The organism is Persicimonas caeni (assembly GCF_006517175.1).
Classification (GTDB): domain Bacteria; phylum Myxococcota_A; class Bradymonadia; order Bradymonadales; family Bradymonadaceae; genus Persicimonas; species Persicimonas caeni.
The window spans coordinates 6,107,213-6,122,435 of record NZ_CP041186.1 but is presented as its reverse complement, the minus strand read 5'-3'; the positions used below and the strand labels follow the sequence as shown (position 1 = coordinate 6,122,435).

Annotated in this window: 13 protein-coding genes; 4 read left to right on the top strand and 9 right to left on the bottom strand. The window is 65.2% G+C overall.

Features of this window, described 5'->3' with window-relative positions; genetic code table 11:
• Positions 1–87: 87 nt before the first annotated feature.
• The 5 genes from FIV42_RS22665 to FIV42_RS22650 form a co-directional block, all read right to left on the bottom strand.
• Positions 88–1,671, bottom strand: a complete 1,584-nt coding sequence (locus FIV42_RS22665) for a hybrid sensor histidine kinase/response regulator (protein ID WP_141199899.1) — start codon at positions 1,669–1,671, stop codon at positions 88–90.
• 172 nt (positions 1,672–1,843) lie between these two features.
• Positions 1,844–2,053: an amphi-Trp domain-containing protein gene (locus tag FIV42_RS22660; RefSeq protein WP_141199898.1), complete on the bottom strand. Its 210-nt coding sequence runs from the start codon at positions 2,051–2,053 to the stop codon at positions 1,844–1,846.
• 248 nt (positions 2,054–2,301) lie between these two features.
• Positions 2,302–2,451 (bottom strand): hypothetical protein, encoded by a 150-nt coding sequence (locus FIV42_RS30325; RefSeq protein WP_168210869.1) that lies wholly within the window; start codon positions 2,449–2,451, stop codon positions 2,302–2,304.
• Positions 2,427–3,875, bottom strand: coding sequence for a UdgX family uracil-DNA binding protein (locus tag FIV42_RS22655; protein WP_168210868.1), 1,449 nt, complete (start codon positions 3,873–3,875; stop codon positions 2,427–2,429). The genes FIV42_RS30325 and FIV42_RS22655 overlap by 25 nt, the downstream gene beginning before the upstream one ends.
• Positions 3,876–3,898: 23 nt before the next feature.
• Positions 3,899–5,191 carry a putative DNA modification/repair radical SAM protein gene (locus FIV42_RS22650; protein WP_141199896.1) on the bottom strand — a complete coding sequence of 431 codons (1,293 nt, stop codon included), beginning with the start codon at positions 5,189–5,191 and terminating at the stop codon, positions 3,899–3,901.
• Positions 5,192–5,405: 214 nt separating this feature from the next.
• On the opposite strand from FIV42_RS22650, the gene FIV42_RS22645 reads away from it, so the two are divergent.
• Together FIV42_RS22645 and FIV42_RS30320 are read left to right on the top strand one after the other, a co-directional pair.
• Positions 5,406–6,101, top strand: a complete 696-nt coding sequence (locus FIV42_RS22645; RefSeq protein ID WP_141199895.1) for a hypothetical protein — start codon at positions 5,406–5,408, stop codon at positions 6,099–6,101.
• Positions 6,102–6,155: 54 nt separating this feature from the next.
• Positions 6,156–6,503 carry a hypothetical protein gene (locus FIV42_RS30320; protein ID WP_168210867.1) on the top strand — a complete coding sequence of 116 codons (348 nt, stop codon included), beginning with the start codon at positions 6,156–6,158 and terminating at the stop codon, positions 6,501–6,503.
• Between the two features lie 120 nt (positions 6,504–6,623).
• On the opposite strand, the gene FIV42_RS22635 is transcribed toward FIV42_RS30320, so the two are convergent.
• The 3 genes from FIV42_RS22635 to FIV42_RS22625 form a co-directional block, all read right to left on the bottom strand.
• Positions 6,624–6,917, bottom strand: a complete 294-nt coding sequence (locus FIV42_RS22635) for a hypothetical protein (protein WP_141199894.1) — start codon at positions 6,915–6,917, stop codon at positions 6,624–6,626.
• Between the two features lie 93 nt (positions 6,918–7,010).
• Positions 7,011–7,964 carry a hypothetical protein gene (locus tag FIV42_RS22630; RefSeq protein ID WP_141199893.1) on the bottom strand — a complete coding sequence of 318 codons (954 nt, stop codon included), beginning with the start codon at positions 7,962–7,964 and terminating at the stop codon, positions 7,011–7,013.
• Positions 7,965–8,334: 370 nt separating this feature from the next.
• A complete protein-coding gene (locus FIV42_RS22625) occupies positions 8,335–12,081 on the bottom strand; it encodes a serine/threonine-protein kinase (RefSeq protein WP_141199892.1) in 3,747 nt (1,248 codons plus the stop codon).
• Positions 12,082–12,202: 121 nt separating this feature from the next.
• On the opposite strand from FIV42_RS22625, the gene FIV42_RS22620 reads away from it, so the two are divergent.
• Positions 12,203–13,795: a transglutaminase domain-containing protein gene (locus tag FIV42_RS22620; protein ID WP_141199891.1), complete on the top strand. Its 1,593-nt coding sequence runs from the start codon at positions 12,203–12,205 to the stop codon at positions 13,793–13,795.
• 33 nt (positions 13,796–13,828) lie between these two features.
• Here FIV42_RS22620 and FIV42_RS22615 read toward each other — a convergent pair whose 3' ends face one another.
• Entirely contained in the window at positions 13,829–14,521 is a 693-nt protein-coding gene (locus FIV42_RS22615) for an L-2-amino-thiazoline-4-carboxylic acid hydrolase (RefSeq protein ID WP_141199890.1), read from the bottom strand.
• 107 nt (positions 14,522–14,628) lie between these two features.
• Here FIV42_RS22615 and FIV42_RS22610 point away from each other — a divergent pair, with 107 nt between their 5' ends.
• Positions 14,629–15,216: a TetR/AcrR family transcriptional regulator gene (locus FIV42_RS22610; RefSeq protein ID WP_141199889.1), complete on the top strand. Its 588-nt coding sequence runs from the start codon at positions 14,629–14,631 to the stop codon at positions 15,214–15,216.
• Positions 15,217–15,223: the final 7 nt, after the last annotated feature.

Below are 15,223 nucleotides of genomic sequence, written 5' to 3'. Positions count from 1 at the left end.
CCGAGTCGACCCGGCCGACGGACAACCTCTATCAGCTGTCCATCATTAAATCAAACCACAGAGAGCAATTATTCAAACAAAAATGGATTAACGGGCGGAACCCAGCACCTCGGTGAGGTCGTTGAGGCGCACGGGTTTGGTCAGATGGGCGTCGAAGCCCGCCTCTTTGCTGCGCGCGCGGTCGTCGGCCTGGCCGTAGCCGGTCAGCGCGACGAGGGTGACGTCGTCGATCGCGTCACTCGAGCGTGCAGCGCGGGCAATCTCGTGGCCGCTCATGTCCGGCAGTCCGATATCGCACAGACACAGGTCGTAGCGGCCGGCCTCGAGCGCCTCGAGCGCGTCTGCGCCGTTGTGGACGACCGTGACGTCGTGGCCCTGCACGGCGAGCAGGTCGTGGAGCATGGCGGCCACGTCGCGGTTGTCTTCGACCAGGAGAATGGAGCGCACGCCCGGCTTTGTCGTGTCGGAGGCCTCGTCGCGCCGCGGCGGCTCGGCGTGCAGCGGCAGTCTTACGGTGAACTCGGCGCCCTGCCCCAAGCCATCGCTGTGGGCTTCGATGCTGCCGTCGTGCAACTCGGCCAAACTTTTGGCCATTGCCAACCCAAGGCCGAGCCCCCCGCTGCTCCGCTCGTGATGTTGACTCTCCTGATGAAAGGTCTCGAAGATCGTCGACAACTTGTCGGGCGCGATACCCACTCCGGTGTCGCACACGCGCATCACCGCCGACTCGCCCTCGGGGTGCAGCGCAAAAGAAATCTGGCCCGGCTCGGGCGTAAACTTGATGGCGTTCGAAATCAGATTGTCCAAGATCTGGACGGTGCGCACCTCGTCGATCGACACCCACACGGGGGTGTCGGGGAGTTGGACCTCCATGCACAGACCGGCCTCGTCCACCCGGGTGCGGCGGTCCTCGAGCACCTCCGCACACACCGTGCGCAGATCGACCACGTCCTTGTCGATAGTGACCTTGCCCCGCGCGATGCGCGAGACCTCCAAGAGTCCGTCGATCAGGCGAACCATGTGCTCGGACTGACGCGACAACACCTCGACGGCCTGCTCGAGCCGCGGGTTCTCCATCGCGGCCACTCCCACCAGCTCAGTCGCGCTTTGAACGGCGGCCAGCGGATTTCGCAGCTCGTGGCCGAGCATGGCCAAGTAATCATTCTTGCGCCGGTTGGCCTCGCGCAGTCTCTCGGCACTCTTCTGCAGGTCTTCGTGTTGCTCGGCAATGCGCTGGTTAGCCCGAGCCAACTCCTCGGTCGCCTGCTTGCGCTCGGTGATGTCGGCGCTGGTGCCCACCATTCCGCGAAACTCTCCGGCCGCCGAAAAGCGCGGCCGCCCCCACGATTCGATCCAGCGCCACTCACCGTCGCCGCGCTGCACGCGCACCTCGGCATGGAACGGTCGTTGCTCCTCGATACAGGCCAGGAACTCTTCGGTGTACGCGTCGGCATCGTCGGGATGCATCAGCACCTGCCACCGGTCGCCCTTCATCTGCTCGCGAGTCACCCCGAAGAACTCGCAGAAGGTGTCGTTGACCATCACCTGCTCGCCGGACGCATCGTGGACCCACACGATCAACGGTAGCCCGTTGGCCATCTCGGCAAAGATCTCTGCGCCGCGCCCTTCCAATGTGCCCTCGGCGGCCTCTTCGTCGCCTCTATTTGCCATCGCCTGCCTCCCACAGTGTTTCACCAGATAGAGGTCTTTTTAACGAATTTAATGCGATTTCCGCAACCCTTTCTGCGCGCGCGCCTCGTCATTGCGCTACGAGACGGGCACAAAAAAAGAGCAGCGCGATAACGCGCTGCCCTTACTGATGCATCATCGCGTCGGCGACAACTCAGCTGCCCCACTTGAATTGCAGCTCGAGCTCTTCCTCGCCGGCCTCGGCTTCGTGCTCGACGGACATAGTCGCGTCGGCGGGCACCGTGAAGCGGTGGCCGGCGACCTGAATGCGGAACGACTCGCCGGCTTCGACGGCGTCGGCGACTCGGCGCAGGGTTTTGGCGAAATACTCTCGGTCGGTGATCTTTTCGACGTCGCGTTCCATAACTGCTCCTCCAAGGCAAAGTTGTTGTATGACTGCGCGGCCACTCTATGCGGGGGCCGCAGCGCTTGCAAGCGTTTCACCTCGACGACTGCTCTGCTCACCTCGACGACTCCTCTGCTCACCTCGACGACTCCTCTGCTCACCTCGACGACCGCTCTGCTCACCTCGACGACCGCTCTGCTCACCTCGACGACCTTCGCGACCACCTCGACGACCTTCGCGACCACCTCGACGACCTCGACGAGTGCTTAGACGACTCCTCTGCTCACCTCGACGGCTGCTCTGCTCACCTCGACGGCCGCTCTGCTCACCTCGACGACCGCTCTGCTCACCTCGACGACTCCTCTGCTCACCACGACGACCCAATCCGTCGTTACGACGACACCATCGGTCGCCACGACGAGTTTTCGGGCGCCTCGACGGCCTGTCCGGCTCGGCGAAGGTCGTCGACGAGGGCGTCGAAGCGTTGTTGCTGGGCGGTCGTGTCGGGATGACGCAGGATCGCGGCGGGGTGGAACGTGGGGATCAACAGCTCGGCGTGCGGGGTTCGGATGGGTTGGCCGCGCTCTTTGGTCACGGCGACCCGCCGGCCGCACAGCACGCCGGCCGACGTGGCGCCCAGGGCGACGATGACCTGCGGGCGCACGAGTTCGAGCTCGGCGGTGAGCCAGGGGCGACACATCTCGGTGACGTAGCTGTCGGGGCGCTTGTGGATGCGCTTGTCGCCGCGCTGCTCGTAGCCAAAATGCTTGACCGCGCTGGTCACATAGACCGTGTCGCGCCCGATGCCGGCGGCGGCGAGCGCGCGGTCGAGGACCTGGCCGGCCGGGCCGACGAAGGGTCGGCCGACGCGGTCTTCCGTGTCGCCGGGCTGCTCGCCGACGAGCATCAGCCGGGCGTCGGCGGGGCCCTCGCCGAAGACGGCCTGGGTCGCCCCCTCGCACTGCTCGCACGCCCGACACCGGCGGCAAGCCTCGCGCAGCTCGTCGTAGGTTGCGCTCTCGCCCACCGGCACGCGCGCGCCCTGCGGGCTGGCGTCGACCATCGAGCGCACCCGCGCCGACGCCTCTTGGAGCATGCGCGGGATGGCGGCGGTCTCGGGCATCGTCGCCCAGTGCTTTTTGGGCATCTCGGCGAACATCGCCTGCAGCTTGATGCGCGCGGGGTTGAAGATCGACCGGTAGTAGGTCTTCCACAAGCCTTCGAGTTCGTCCGATTGGGGTGCCTCCGAGCGCGGGGTGCCCTCGTCGAAGCTCAGGCGCTCGCCGTCCCAGCTCACCGTCTCGTCGGGGGTCATGATCGTCCAGTTCATCGCGGCGAAGCGGTCTTTGAAGAACGGCGCGACCTTGCGCACGATGCGGTGGTCGGGCCGATGCCAGGCCACGAAGAACTCCTCGCCGTCGACGACAAGTTTCTTGAAGCGCACGAACGCCTTCATCTTGTGGGCGTCGCGGCGCACGGCCTTGGCCATCGCCTCGACCTCGGCGACGTCGGCGTCTGTGCGCACGTCCATCAGGCCCGCCTCGCCCGCGGCGAGCCGCCACAACAACTTGTAGAGGCGGCCCCAGCGCGTGGGGTCGCGGTGGAAGGAGGCGAGCTTGGCGACGTCGACGAAGCGGCGCGACACGCGCGGGCGAGGCCGCGTCGGGGGGCGCTCGAGGACGTCGTCGAGCGAGACGGTGTCGACGGCGCCGAGCAGCGTCTGCTGGCGCTCGCCGGCGTCTCGCCAGGTCACGTCGACGGGGGCGACGTCGCGGCGCACAAGTTCGCGGGCGAGGTCTCGCCACTGCTCCCAGCCGTTGTCGATGCAGACTTCTAACATCAGGCCTCCCATCACGTTCTCCATCACGCTCCAAGACGACTCGACTGGCCGGCGTCGAACAGCGAGAGCTGCTCGGAGCGGTCGGCCAATTGGTAGCGCAGGTCGAGGTCGTCGAGGCGGCGAAGGTGCGGGTTTTTGTCGGCCGTGATCACAAAGGGCGCGGCCTTGCGCACGTTCGAGCGCATCTTACGCAGATCCTCCAGGCGCACCCGGCGCTTGCGGCGCATCGCCACGATGCGCTTGGCGTTGCGCACGCCGATGCCGGGCACGCGCACGATCTCCTCGAAGCTCGCCCGGTTCAGGTCGACCGGAAAGAGGTCGCGGTGGCGAATCGCCCAGGCGAGCTTGGGGTCGATGTCGAGCGGCAGGTTATCCTCCTCCTCGACGATCTCGGCGGCCTGAAAGCCGTAAAAGCGCATGAGCCAGTCGGCCTGGTACAACCGATGCTCGCGGATGAGCGGCGGCGTCTGGGCGGGCAGCATCGGGTCGACGTCGGGGATGGGGCTGTAGGCCGAGTAGTAGACGCGCTTGAGCTTGTGGTTGGTGTAGAGGCGGTCGGCGGTCTGCAGAATCGTGCGGTCGGTGCTCGGCGTCGCCCCCACGATCATCTGGGTGCTCTGGCCGGCGGGCATGAACCTGGGGGCGTCTTTGGCCTTCGACTTTTTGGCCGCCTTGGCCTCGTCGCGGCGCTGGCGAATCTCGCCCATCGTCTTCTCGACGTCGTCGACGGTCTTGGCCGGGGCGAGTTCGTCGAGGTCGTCCTGGGTGGGCAATTCGATGTTGGCGCTGAGCCTGTCGGCCCACCGGCCGGCCTTCTGGACGGCCTCGTCGGACGCGCCCGGCACCGCCTTGAGGTGGATATAGCCGTTGAAGTCGTGCTCCTGGCGAAGCTTGCGGGCGACCTCGGCCAACTGGTCCATCGTGTAGTCGACGTCGCGGATGATCCCCGAGCTCAAGAAGAGCCCCTCGATATAGTTTCGCTTGTAGAACTCGACGGTCAGCCGGACGACCTCGTCGGGGGTGAACCGCGCCCGCGGCACGTTGCTCGAGGCGCGGTTGATGCAGTACTTGCAGTCGTAAATGCAGAAATTCGTCAGCAAGATCTTGAGCAGCGAGATGCACCGGCCGTCGGGCGTGTAGCTATGACAGATGCCCACGCCCGTCGAGTTGCCCAACCCGCCCGACTTGTTCTTGCGTTTGACCCCGCTACTCGCACACGAGGCGTCGTATTTCGCCGCGTCGGCGAGGATGGCGAGCTTGTCTTTGATCGTCTTGTTTCTGTTGACTTGGTTTCTGTTGACTTGCGGTCGGGCCATGCGAATACCTCCTGACAAACCGTCGCTGACCGACGGGCAGCATACCAAACATGCGTTCAGCACCCAACAGATGTTCAGGACCCTTTGAACTCTGTCAAGCGCCTCGAAAGAAAGGAGATTGGACCGGCGTCGCTGATGTTGCTTCTGGGCAACCGAGCAGCGTGTTATGCTGCCGAACGCACCGAATCACTATCCTCAATTTCAGAAGGTGATGATGAAACGCTCATTGGTATCGGTCGTCGCAATCGTGGCATTCATTCTTACGGGTGTCTCGACGGCGAGCGCGCAACGCCCCGACAACAAAGGGGCTTCGCAAAAGGCGGAGAAGCAGCAGGAGAAGCCGGGCAAGGGCAAGCAAGGCAAGCAGGCCAAAGGCAAGGCCGGCCAGAAAGGCAAGGCCGCCGAGAAAGGCGAGCAGGCTGAGGGCAAAGGCAAAGAGGCCAAGGGAGCCCAGGGCAAGACCGGCGAGAAGGGCCAGGCCGGCGAAAAGGGCCAGGCCGCCGAGAAAGGCCAGGCTGGCGAGAAAGGCCAGGCCGCCGAGAAAGGCAAGGCTGGCGAGAAAGGCAAGGCTGGCGAGAAAGGCCAGGCTGGCGAGAAAGGCAAGGCGGCCGGCAAAGGTAAAGCTGCCGCGGCGAAAGCCCACCCCGACAAGCAGGTCGAGGACGAGCTGCAAAAGCACACCACGCGTGTGGCCAAGATCCAGCGTCTCGAGACGTTGGCCGACAAGAACGACAACGAGACCCTGCGCGAGAAAGCCCAGATGCTGCTCGAGAAGGAGCGCAAGCGCCATCAAACCAAGATGGAGCAGATCGGAGCGGCCGGCGCCAAGGCCAAGGGCAAAGCCGAGGCCAAAGGAAAGGCCGACGGCAAGGGCAAGCAGAAGGCAAAGAAGGCCGACAAGGGCAAGTAATCTGGCCGCACCTTTGGTCGACTACACGACAGCTCGTACTCGAGAGGAAAGAGAATGACGAAGAAACTGACCGTACTTTTTGTAACCCTGCTCGCCGCGGCTTCGATGGCGCTGGTCGGGTGTGAAAAACCGCAGGAAGAGACCGGCGGCGAAGAAGCGACGGCCGAGGCCGACCAAGAAGCCAAGCAAGAAGCCGAGCAAGAAGCCGAGCAAGAAGCCAAGCAAGAAGCGCAGGCCGAGCAAGCGGCCGCGCCGACCGTCGAAGAGCGCCGCGAAGCGCTGCTCGACCAGAAGAAGCAGCAGTTCGCGGAAGAAGTCACCGCCGACAACGCCGACGAGGTGGCCGCTCAGCTTGAAAAGGAGATCGAGAGCGACCTGGCCAATCTGGAAGGCGGCGAGTGATCACCGCCTGAATCGACTGGCGTCGATACAGTGATAGGCAAAACGACTGAGGGCCGGCAGGAAGTTTCCTGCCGGCCCTCGTCCGTTCTTGCTGCGTTTGTCGCCTCAACCCGGCGTCTTTCAGGCCGGCATTTTGCGCACCGACTCGGCCGACAGGCGCACGGTCTTCACGGCGCCTGTGACCATGCTGGTCACCGGGGCTTCGCGCTCCTGCTCGATGCCCGCGAGCAGGTATTGGTCGCCGCCGGCGGCGGTCACGGTGATGGCTTCAAAATCTTGCTGGAGGTCGTCGGCCGACCGGGTGCGGATTTCGAGGTCGATGCCGCCGTCGGGGTAGGTCACCAACGAGGCGTTGTCGATGGACAGTTCGTTGCCTTGGGTGTCTTCGATTGCTTCGATGCCAATGACAGCCATGGTTTACCTCTCGATACGTCGAGGGTTGTTTACAACACAATTCCAGTGCGTCGAGATGTTAAACGCGCTTCGGCTCGCTTCAAAACTTCGGGGCTACTTCGAGGTGTCCTCGAACATGCGAAACCCGTGGGAGACGAAGGGCCTGCCGACCCGGCGATCGGGCTTGGCGTGCTTTTGGAAGTACCGGTACGTGCGGTCGGCCAGGCCGACCATCGCTTTGCTGTCGAGCGCGCGCAGCAGGCCGTCGGCCAGGGCCAGCGTCGAGTAGCCCTCGGAGGCCATCAGGGTGCGTGAGTAGAGCACGGCGTAGGCGTTGGGCGTGATCAACCGGCCGAAGCCGGGCACGCGGGCGGTCTTGCAGCCGACGGCGAAGACGCCGGTGGGGCGCGCGATATCGCCTTTGATGTCGTCGAGGCCGTCCCAGTAGAAGTCGACGTAGTCGTAAAAGAAGTTGTGGCCGAAATAGCCGGTCACCTGGGCTTGGCCGGTGTTGATCGTCGTCTCGTCGTCGATCGCGATGTCGCGGCCCTTATTCTGGCGCAGGCCGCGCACCATCGCCTTGGCGGCCGCCTCTTGGCCCTGCCACGCCTCCATGACCAGGTAGACGTCGAAGCTCTTCTGGACGCCGAGCTTCTTCCAGCGGGCGTTGGGCTCGACCTCCTGGTGAAAGACGAGCACGCGCATCGGGTCGGCGTCGCTCTCGGCGCGGTGCACCCTCTTCCAGTCGGTGTGCTTGTAGTTCTTAGCGATATGGCCGTCTTTTTTGGCGCGCATCAACATCGTCTTGTGGCCGTAGTACACGCCCCAGTTCAGGTTGCGGTCGGGCTGATCGGCGCGGGCCTGCCACATGCCGTAGTACGAGGCGATGACCAGTGGCTTGCCCCCTTTCAGGTCTTTGGCGATGCGTTCGTAGAGGCCGTCGAGTGAGCGGGGCTTGCGCCAGTCTTGTTCGGACTCTTGCTCAGCCTCCTGCGCGCCGGCGTTGGCGGCGAGGGTGGAGGCGAACAGAACGGTCAGGACGACGGCGAAGGGAAGACGTAGTTGCATGGCTGCTCCCGAAGAGGTGTGTGGACACCTCGTACCAACGGGCGAGCAGCGCGATGGATCTAAGTAATGTGATCGGCGAGGGCAAGATGCCCCCGCACCGAAAGTCTCGGCGAGGGCAAGATGCCCACGCACCCATAGCCTCGGCGAGGGCAAGATGCCCACGCACCGAAAGTCTCGGCGAGGGCAAGATGCCCCCGCACCGAAAGTCTCGGCGAGGGCAAGATGCCCACGCACCGATAGCCTCGGCGAGGGCAAGATGCCCCCGCACCGAATACATCGCGCGACGTTCCTTCGGTGCGGGGGCATCTTGCCCTCGCTGATAAACACGGTGTCTGACACCGTGTAATCCTCCCCGCTATCACGTTGCCGATCAGGAACCGAAGCCGGGCATGTAAAGCTGCAACAAACGCTGCGGGTCGCCCACGCCCTCGGCCTGCATCCAGGCGTCGACCTCGGCGCGCAGGCGGGCCTGGCGCACCGGGTCGTTGCCGGTTTGGGCGAGGATCTCGGCGAGCCTTCCGCGGGCGGCCATCTCGCAGATCTTCATCTCGATCTTTTCGGCGTGGGTGATGGTGCGCTCGAGCGCGGCGATGGTCGCCTTGGAGTCGCCCGCGATCGCCTCGGCGGCGGCCTCGAGCATGCGCGACCACAGTTGGACCATCTTGCTGTCCTCGCCGGCGAGCTTGCGCACGATGCGGCGCAGGTGTCGGCTGTGCTCTTGCGGGTCGGCTCCGCCGTCGACCGCGGCGGCGTGGAGGCGGCCGGCGGCCCAGAAGTGTTCGCCGTAGGTCGCGCGCGCCGCCCAGATGACCGGGTTGCGGGCCAGCCGACGGATCTCCTTGCGGTTCTCGGTCCAAAACTCGAGCGCGCGATCCTCGTAGATGGCGATTTCGGCGCGGGCCACGAACTCGAACCAATGCTGCAGATGAACGCTGCGCTCGGGCGGCACCCAGTCGGCTTCGTCGAGCTGGCGAGTGGCGCCGGCGGGGTCGCCCGCGAATAACCAATAGGTGTTGGCCGCGGTGCCGATGGTGGTCAGCACCAGCCGGTCGTTACGGTGGCGAGCGTCGCGAGCGTAGGCCTCGTAATGCTCGCTCATCTTGCGGATCTCCCCCAGATGACGCAGCGCGAACATCATGAAGAGACGCCCCGAGTTGACCAGATACTGATCGCCGGGCGACTCGCTGGCGAACCATTCGACCGCCTCTTCGAGGGTGTCGACGGCGACGCGGAAGCGGTCGGCGAAGAAGCAAATAATCCCCCACTGCATGGCGATATAGTGGTCGAGCCACGGGTCCTGCAGCTCGGCGGCGAGTTCGCGCGCCTGGACGAGCACCTGCTCGCCGCGCTCGATGCCGCGCGTCGTGCCCGAGCTCGACTGGTAGGTCGCCTCGGTGGCCAGGGCTGCGGCGAGTTGGTGGTCGGTTCCGTAGCGTAGCGCCAGGCGAAGCTCGCGGCTCTGGAACTCGAAGCCGCGCAGTGTGTCGATGAGCGCCAGGCGCCGGCCGAGCGTGGCCAGAATATCGATGCGTTGGCGCATCTGGGATGCCTGGGCGTCGGGTTCGCTGCGACGAGGACGTAGGCCGACCAGGAGCAAGACGAGCCGCAGCCAGATCACCCGGCAGATGGTCGCGAAGGTGCTCTGGGTCTGGGGAACGCAGATCTCCTCGAGCACCGAGTCGATGAGCGACATGCCGCGTTCGACGTCGCCGTTGGTCATCAGCTCTTCGGCGGCGCGCCGCTCGAGCACCAGCCGCTGGTCGGGGGGCACCGACTCGACCGCGGCGAGGTAGATCTCGGCGGCCTCGAGGCCCAGCCCGGCGTTGCTCAAAGCGCGGGCGAGCTCCAGCTCGAGGTCGCGCGCCTTCGAGGGGGCGTAGTCGCCGATGCGGAGCGCCTGACGGTACAACTCGGCGGCGCGTTCGAACGCCATCGCCTCGGCGGCTTGCTCGGCGGCCTGCACAGCGAAGCGCGCCGCGCGCTGCTCCTCGTCGGCCCCCTCGAGGTGACGCAGCATCAGGTGCGGGCGGCGGTCAGCGAGCTCGGTCACCTCGAGCGCGTGGGCCAACCGCGCGTGATAGAACCGGCGCTCTTCGGGGTCCATAAAGCGCGATGCCGCCTCGCGGACCCGGTCGTGGTAAGCCTCGACGGTCACCTCGTCAGACTCGTCGGCGATGCGCAGCAACATCGCCGTCTGGGCCTGGCGGGCGATCTCGACGCCGTCGGCCAGCCCGACGCCCAACGCCGTCGACAACACGTGCACGTCGAGGGGCACACCGGCCACGGCGACGATTTCGATGAGCAAGCGCGCCTGGTTGGGCATCTCGTTGATACGCCGCCACAGCACCTCCTCGAGCCCCACACCCTTGGCGGAGGTCGATCCGGCCATGTGCTGGACGAGTTGCTGGACGAAGAGCGGATGGCCGCCGGTCTCGCTTGTGAGCGCGTCTGCGCTCCAGGCGTGCTCGTCACCCACGGAGCCGTCGTCGAGCGAGCGCATCAACGCCTCGACTTCGTCGCGCTGGAGCCCCGACAAGCTCAGCTGGCGTACCTCGCCGGGCAGCTCGATGGAGCGATGACCCGGCCGGCGCGTCGCCAACAGCAACATGCGGGGCGCGTCGGGCGGATCGACCAGCTCGCTCAACAGCGCCAAGCTGTCGGCGTCGGCCCACTGGAGGTCGTCGATGACGACCATCAGCGGTCGCTGCTCGGCCACCCTCGCCAGCAACGACTTGAGCGCGGCGAAGCCCCGGCGGCGAATCTCGCGGGGGTTTCGGATGGACAGCCCCTCATTGAGCCGCGCGTAGATGGGGCGGACCTGCGAGAGCACCGGGAAGATGCGTGCGAGCGCGACGATATCTTCGTCGAGCAGCGCCTCGACCTCGTCGCCCAGCCCGTCGAGAAAGCGCGTCAGGTCGTCGACGACCCGGTCGAGGCCCTTGTAGGGCACCGACTCGCGCTCGTAACAGCGACCGTACAGCAACAAGAGCGCCTCACTGTCGACCGAGCGCTGCTCGACGAACCGGCGCACGAGCGCGCTCTTTCCAACCCCGGCCTCCCCCTCGACGATGACGCTGACGGCGCCCTCGTCGCGAACCGCCGCCCACGCCCCTTCGAGCGCGTCGAGCTCGGCCTGGCGTCCCACGAAGACGTCACTGGTCGTCTCGGCATCGAGCCGCGCCCGCTGCGACCGTGCTCCGACGGACAAAACCTCGAGGACCTCGGCCGCGGTGGGCCGAGACTCCGGGTCGGGACGCATGAGCGCGTCGCAAAGCTCGAGCAGGTCTCGTGGCGCCCCAGAGGACGCCTCGACGGCCGGAACGTAGTCGCCCAGGCGCTTCTTGAGCATGAGCTTGACCGCCGGGCCATCGAAGGGCGGCCGGCCGCACAGAATCTCGTAGAGCATCACACCCACGGCGTAGAGATCGGCCGCCGGGCCGACCTCTTCGTCGCTGGCCTGCTCGGGCGCCATATAGCGCAAAGTGCCGCTGAAGCCGTTACGCGAGGCGGGGCGAAACCCGATGCGCTCGAACTCGGCGATGAGGCCGAAGTCGAGCAGCACCACTCTGCCCTGGGCGGTCACCAACACGTTCGACGGTTTGACGTCGCGGTGGACGCGCCCGGCGCGGTGCAAGGCGTCGAGGGCGTCGACGAGCTGGCTCATGCCGCCGCGAAGGCGCGCCTCGTCGAAGCCGGTGCGCATGACCCCCGGCGGCTCGTCGAGCGTGGCCTCGAAGGCGAGTCGCTCGGTCTGGGAGTCGAGCGTGGTGAGCAGATCGGCGGTGTTGTAGCGAATCGGCGTCGCCTTCGGCGTGCGTGCGACGTAGGTGCGAAAGTCCTCGCCTTTGACGAGCTCCATGGTGAAGAACCAGAGGTCGTCTTCGCGGTGCAGCTCGCGAAGCTGCACGAGGTTCGGGTGCTGGATATCCTCGAGCGCGCGAAACTCACGCTTAAAGCGATACAGGCTGCGTCCGTCGAGCCGGTGGACGGTCTTGAGCGCCACGCGACCGCCGCCGCGCTGATCGATGGCCTCGTAGACCACGCCCATGCCGCCCTCTCCGAGCTGTCGGACCAGCTCGAAGCGACCTGCTACCAATTTGGATCCGACTTCCAGCAAAGGTGCGATTCCCGTGGGCTTGTCTCGTCAGTTGGGCGACTCGAGTCGAGCAACTTGAAGTGTCACAAGAAGTCGGGGATTCTAATCGCCACATCGCCACAGCGTCAATCGGGTCGCCCGCATGCTTCAAAAACTCGCCACCGCTCTCAAAGTCATCGGATTGATCCTCAAAGGGCTGTGGTATGTGCTGGTGATCACCACACCGCTGCTCGGCTTCTGGCTGGCGTCCTCGCTGGCCGCGTATCTGAACGGGCCGGTGTGGGCGGCGTGGGTCGTCGGGATCGCGGCGTTCCCGGCGCTGCCGCTCTTATGGGAGCTCGTCGGGCAACACCGCTACCGCAAGAAGGTCGAACGTCTGGAGGCCGACGGCGAGGAGTCGCGCGAGCGAATCCTGACGCTGGCCGACCGCTTCGTGTTGCGCACGCTGGCGGTCAACCTGGCGTTCTTGGGGGTGCTCGGCGCGCTCTTTCCTCAGGACGGATTCACGGCGCTGTCGACCCGCGGCGACTGGATGCTCACCGGCCAGACCGCGCCGTGGGCCGACAAGACGCGCGACGTGCTCTTCACCGCGGCCGGCGGCCTCGAATGGCTCTACAACTCCACGCGCGACAATCCCTACGAGAAGTGGGCCGAGGAGGATGACGAGCCGGTGCCTGCCCCGGTCGCCGGCAAGGTCGAGCAGGAGCGCAGCGACGAGAAGAAGACGGACACAGCAAAGGCGGTCGAGACCAAGGCGGACACCAAGGTCGCGGACAAGACGACCGACAAAACAACCGACAAGACTGCAGGCAACAAAGAAGCCGGCGACGAGCCTCGAACACCCGACCAAAAGCCCAGCGACGGCCCGCCGCGCTGGCCGATGCCCGACGAGCTGCATCCAGCCGTGGCGACCATCCCCGCCGCCCACGAGACGAGCCCCGAAGCCGTCGCGCGCTATATCGCCGCCAACGAGAGCGACCCGTACCTGCGCGTCAAAGCGCTATACGACTGGGTCGCCGACCACATCCGCTACGACGCCCCGGCCCTGGCGCGCGGCGACTATCCGCCCCAGGACCCGAAGACAGTCTTCTCGACGCGCAAGGCCGTGTGCGCCGGCTACGCCAAGCTGCTCGCCAAGATGGCCGAGACCATCGATATCAACATGGTCTACGTGACCGGAGTCTCGCGCGACCGCGGCGGCAATGTCGGAGGCAGCGGACACGCGTGGAACGCGGTCGAGGTGGAGGGAAAATGGTACCTCATCGACGTGACGTGGGGGGCGGGATACGTCGAGAACGACACTTTCGAAAAGCGCTACACCACCGACTACCTGTTCACCCCGCCGGAGGTCCTCGGCGTCGACCACTTCCCCGACGATGACAAGTGGCAGTTGCGCCGTGAGCCGATCACCCGCGGCGAGTTCATGCGCCAGCCCATCTTGAGCGCCGGCTTCTACCAACGCGGCCTCGAGCTCATCGACCCCGACCGTTCCCAGATCACCGTCGAGAAGCGCGCGTCGCTCAAAGTCCGACGCCCGCAGGGCCAGTTCCTGTTGGCGTCGCTTTACCCCAAGGACGGCGGCGAACGCACGCGATGCAAGGTCGAGGGGAACAGCACCGTGGCCATCGATTGCGACATCGACCGCCCGGGCAGCTACGAAGTGCGCCTATTCGGCAACGACTCACGTCACGGCAGCTACGATTTCGTGGGGCAAATCGCGGTCAACGCGCGGTGACGCCTCGCCTCGATGCAGCTCACCGAAGAGACTTTACTTGCGCTCGAACCGAAAGTCGCAACATGTGCCGCCACATGCGAGCGTCTGGCTGCGCGAGTACCGAATCCCGAGTGCATCGAAATACTCCGGGAAGACCAAGTCGTCCGCATAGCAATTGGGCTTGCAAGCTTCCGGCACGCCCATACGCTCGGCCAACTCCAACCAGACACACCACGTCACGTTGAGCTGAAAGGCGTCGTCTCCGTCGTCTTCGACGGCCATCATGTTGCAGCCGGCTTCGACCGACGACTTCGCCATCGCGTCGTTGTAGTCGCGAAAGACGTCAAACGGCTCCGCGTCGACCTGACGCACATGCTCCGGCTCGGGCAGACAGTGAAGCAGGGGCTCGCGAGCCGACTCGTCCATCACCTCCTTCATGATGACCACCGCGCGCTCGGCATCGAAAAGCTGGGCGAGCGCCGAGAACATCGCCAGATATTCGAGCTGCTGGTCCAGGAATGCCTCGTCGGTCATCCCGCGCTCCCGCAGGTCGCTCAAGTCGAGCTTGGCTGCCTGACGACGGGCTTTGATGAAGTGCCACATCAGGCGCACCTTCTGCCAGCCGCTCAGATGGCGCATGATGACGGCCTTGGCGTCGCTCTGCATGCGCGCTTTGACATCGTCCGGCCACGAGCCTTCCGCCTCGCTAAAGGCCGCCCCGTAGTTTCTCAAGTCTTCGATCTCCATATTCAGCTTGCCTCGCCGCCAAATTGTACGGGTCACTATTGCCTACCGCGCTACTTTTCGCTAAACACGTTTAATAAACACGTTTAACGAAAAAATCAACAACAGCTATGGCATCTCGCAAAGAACAAAAGCGCATGACCCGGGAGGCGATCCTCGATGCCGCACTCGAAGAGTTCGAAGAGGTCGGGTTCGAAGACGCCACGTTGCGCTCGATCGCCGGGCGCGCCGACATCTCCGCCGGCTCGATCATCCATCACTTCGGCGACAAGCGGCAGTTGCTGCACGCCGCCCTCTTCGCCGATCTCGAAGAGACGATGGCCGCCGCACTCGAAGCTCCCGGCGAAGGGCCGCTCGTCGAGCAGTTGATGCAGCTGACCCGGGTGGTCTTTGGCTACTACAGGCGCCGCCCCGACCTGTCGCGCACGCTGCTGAAGGAGTCGCTCTTCGCCGAGCCTCCCTGGGCGCAGCGTTTCGCCGGACAGGTCGCGCAAATTCACGCCAAGATCGCCCAGCTAGCCCAAGGGGCCATCGAACGCGGCGAGCTTCGCGCCGACACCGACATCGCCCTGCTCGGCATGAGCTACTTTTCGTTTTTCTACTTCGCGCTGATTTCGTGGGTGCAAGGGGCCTATGAACACCCCGTGGCGCTCGTCGAGCGCCAACTCATCCAACACCTCGACGGCCTCCGGCCGTGATTCCGAG

What these genes read in the sequence shown, in the direction of transcription:
- FIV42_RS22665 (WP_141199899.1), bottom strand. Translation starts at nt 1,671, where the DNA reads ATGGCAAATAGAGGCGACGAAGAGGCCGCCGAGGGCACATTGGAAGGG.
- FIV42_RS22660 (WP_141199898.1), bottom strand. Translation starts at nt 2,053, where the DNA reads ATGGAACGCGACGTCGAAAAGATCACCGACCGAGAGTATTTCGCCAAA.
- FIV42_RS22655 (WP_168210868.1), bottom strand. Translation starts at nt 3,875, where the DNA reads ATGTTAGAAGTCTGCATCGACAACGGCTGGGAGCAGTGGCGAGACCTC.
- FIV42_RS22650 (WP_141199896.1), bottom strand. Translation starts at nt 5,191, where the DNA reads ATGGCCCGACCGCAAGTCAACAGAAACCAAGTCAACAGAAACAAGACG.
- FIV42_RS22645 (WP_141199895.1), top strand. Translation starts at nt 5,406, where the DNA reads ATGAAACGCTCATTGGTATCGGTCGTCGCAATCGTGGCATTCATTCTT.
- FIV42_RS30320 (WP_168210867.1), top strand. Translation starts at nt 6,156, where the DNA reads ATGACGAAGAAACTGACCGTACTTTTTGTAACCCTGCTCGCCGCGGCT.
- FIV42_RS22635 (WP_141199894.1), bottom strand. Translation starts at nt 6,917, where the DNA reads ATGGCTGTCATTGGCATCGAAGCAATCGAAGACACCCAAGGCAACGAA.
- FIV42_RS22630 (WP_141199893.1), bottom strand. Translation starts at nt 7,964, where the DNA reads ATGCAACTACGTCTTCCCTTCGCCGTCGTCCTGACCGTTCTGTTCGCC.
- FIV42_RS22620 (WP_141199891.1), top strand. Translation starts at nt 12,203, where the DNA reads ATGCTTCAAAAACTCGCCACCGCTCTCAAAGTCATCGGATTGATCCTC.
- FIV42_RS22615 (WP_141199890.1), bottom strand. Translation starts at nt 14,521, where the DNA reads ATGGAGATCGAAGACTTGAGAAACTACGGGGCGGCCTTTAGCGAGGCG.
- FIV42_RS22610 (WP_141199889.1), top strand. Translation starts at nt 14,629, where the DNA reads ATGGCATCTCGCAAAGAACAAAAGCGCATGACCCGGGAGGCGATCCTC.